Origin of the sequence: Streptomyces huiliensis, from assembly GCF_020037025.1 — a bacterium.
Classification (GTDB): domain Bacteria; phylum Actinomycetota; class Actinomycetes; order Streptomycetales; family Streptomycetaceae; genus Streptomyces; species Streptomyces huiliensis.
In genome coordinates this window covers 1-2,714 of sequence record NZ_JAIQLH010000243.1, presented here as the reverse complement: position 1 = coordinate 2,714, position 2,714 = coordinate 1, and the positions used below count along the sequence as shown (strand labels likewise).

3 protein-coding genes are annotated in these 2,714 nt (G+C 71.3%); all 3 read right to left on the bottom strand.

The window, feature by feature from the left end; genetic code table 11:
- Positions 1–115: 115 nt before the first annotated feature.
- On the bottom strand, positions 116–1,138 hold the full coding sequence (gene hpnH / locus JNW98_RS29635) for an adenosyl-hopene transferase HpnH (protein ID WP_223771381.1): 1,023 nt from the start codon (positions 1,136–1,138) through the stop codon (positions 116–118).
- 5 nt (positions 1,139–1,143) lie between these two features.
- On the bottom strand, positions 1,144–1,800 hold the full coding sequence (locus JNW98_RS29630; RefSeq protein WP_223771380.1) for a phosphorylase family protein: 657 nt from the start codon (positions 1,798–1,800) through the stop codon (positions 1,144–1,146).
- On the bottom strand, positions 1,800–2,714 hold a 915-nt coding region (gene shc, locus JNW98_RS29625; protein ID WP_223771379.1), incomplete at its 5' end, for a squalene--hopene cyclase. The genes JNW98_RS29630 and shc, both read right to left, overlap by 1 nt.

The window sequence follows — 2,714 nt, the reverse complement described above, 5'->3', positions numbered from 1 at the left end:
CACCGGCGCGTCCCCGCCCACCGCCACCGACCCGACCCGGATCCGCCGGCTGGGCCGGCGGACGGCGATCCGAGCGGGGACGGCGGGCGTTCCCAGCGACACCGTGGTCACGGCGTCAGTCCCGGTTGCCCGAGACGGTCTCGCGGACGGCGCGCAGCGACTCCTTGAGCGAACCCATGGTCGCCAGCACGGCGGTGGGCTCGTAGCCGCAGTGCGCCATGCAGTTGGCGCACCGCGGGTCCTTGCCTCGGCCGTACTTGTCCCAGTCGGTCTCCTCGACCAACTGCCGGTAGGTGGGCACGTATCCGTCGCTCATCAGGTAGCAGGGGCGCTGCCAGCCGAAGAGCGAGTAGTTGGGGATGGCCCAGGCGGTGCAGGGGAAGTCGGCCTTGCCCTCCAGGAAGTCCAGGAAGAGGGGGCTGTGGTTGAGCCGCCACCGCTTCCGGTTGCCGCCGGAGAACGCCTTGGAGAACAGCTCGCGGGTCTGCTCGACGCCCAAGAAGTGGTCCTGGTCCGGGGCCTTCTCGTAGGCGTAGGCGGGCGAGATCATCATCTCGTCCACCTTCAGGTCGTCGTTGAGGTAGTTGAGCACCTCGACGATGGTCTGGGGGGTGTCGGTGTTGAAGAAGGTCGAGTTGGTGGTGACCCGGAAGCCGCGCCGCTTGGCCTCCTTCATGGCCGCCACCGCCTCGTCGAAGACGCCCTCCTTCGCCACGGACTCGTCGTGCCGCTCGCGCAGCCCGTCGATGTGCACCGCGAAGGCGAAGTACGGGGAGGGCGTGAACTTGTCGAGCTTCTTGCGCAGCAGCATCGCGTTGGTGCAGAGGAAGACGTATTTCCTCTTCGCCACCAACTGCCGGACGATCTCGTCGATCTGAGGATGCATCAGCGGTTCGCCGCCCGCGATGGAGACCATCGGCGCGCCGGACTCCAGCACCGCGCCGACCGCCTGCGCCACCGGCATGCGCTGCTTCAGGATCCCCGCCGGATGCTGGATCTTCCCGCAGCCCTCGCACTTCAGGTTGCAGGCGAAAAGGGGTTCCAGTTCCACGATCAACGGGAACTTCTCCCGCCTGCGCAGCTTCTGTTCAGCGAGATAGGTACCGACGCGGATGGACTGACGAAGCGGCATTGCCATCTGGCTCACCTCCTGGGGAGCAGCAAAGAACGGTGCCATGCAAAAAAGGCCGGCAGGACGGTGCGCAGCACGCGGAATGCCGATATTCCACCGCGCAGGGTCCCGATGCGGACAAGCTCGTGTTCGGGAGCGTCCACGACCACTCGGACGGCCGCAACCGGGCGCGGACCGGCCCGGACGGCGCTTCTGAGTGTGGCGGCGGACTCCATGTCCACCGCGAGCGCCCCCGAGGCGTGCAGGGCGGATCGTTCCGCCCCGCGCACCACATGGTCGGAACCTACCAGTGGACCGGTGTGGATGGTCCGCCTGGGTACCACCCGGGCGAGCTCCTTGGCGAGGAGCTCCACCCCCGTGCACTCGGTACGCCCCTCGGCGTCCCGGGTCTCGTCGGCGACGACCAGGTCACCGGGGTGCATCCCGGGGGCCAGGCCGGCGCAGAACCCGGTGGCGATGACGGCGGCGTCGGCGAGCGCGGCGTACCTGCCGTCGCCGCCGAGCGCCCTGGCCACGGCACGGTCCGCCGCCTGCGGGCCCATGCCCGTGCGCAGGATGGTGGCGGAGCCCGCCGCGCCATGCCGGCCGCCGCGCAGGGCGAGGCGCTCGATGCCCAGGGCGCAGGCGACCAGCAGGGGCGCTACGGGTGGTTCCGTGCCGGGATCCATCAGACCTCCCGGGCCGCGAAGGGCTCGCCGTGCAGGTAGCGGCCGAGGGCCGTGAGGGGGAACACCTGCCGGTACAGGTGGTAGTTGATGGAGAAGTCCCAGGGGAAGCCGGTGCCGGTGAAGTACGGCTCGTCCCAGGACCCGTCGGGGAGCTGGGTGTCGGCCAGCCAGACCACCCCTCGCTCGACGGCCGGGCTGTCCCGCTCCCCCGCCGCCAGCAGGGCGAGCAGGGCCCAGGCGGTCTGGGAGGCGGTGGAGGCCCCGCGGCCCCTCCAGTCGGTGTCGCGGTAGGAGCGCAGGTCCTCGCCCCAGCCGCCGTCGGCGTTCTGGACGCTCTCCAGCCAGGCGACGGCCCGCCGGAGGGCGGGGTGGGAGCCGGGCAGGCCCGCGGCGACGAGCGCGGGGACCACCGCGCCGGTCCCGTAGACGTAGTTGACGCCCCAGCGGCCGAACCAGGCGCCGCACTCCTCCTGTTCGGCGAGCAGCCACTCGATGCCCCCGCGGGCCCGCGGGTCGTGCTGTTTGCCGAGCACGGCCAGCGCCTCCACCACGTGGGCGGTCACGTCCGCGGAGGGCGGGTCGATGACCTCGCCGAAGTCGCAGAACGGGAGCCGGTTGGGGAAGGGGCTGGTGTTGTCGACGTCGAACGCGGCCCACGCCCCGTTCCGCGACCGCATGCCCACCGTCCACCGCATGGCCCGCCGGACGGCCTCCTGGACGCGCGCCGGGTCCGGGTGCCGGACGCGCAGCAGCGCGAGCACCACCTCGGCGGTGTCGTCGACGTCCGGGTAGTTGTCGTTGTGGAACTCGAACGCCCAGGCGCCGGGCTCCAGTCGGGGGCGCCGCACGGACCAGTCGCCGGGCCGCAGCACCTGCTCGTCCAGCATCCAGTCGGCGGCCTTCACCAGCGCCGG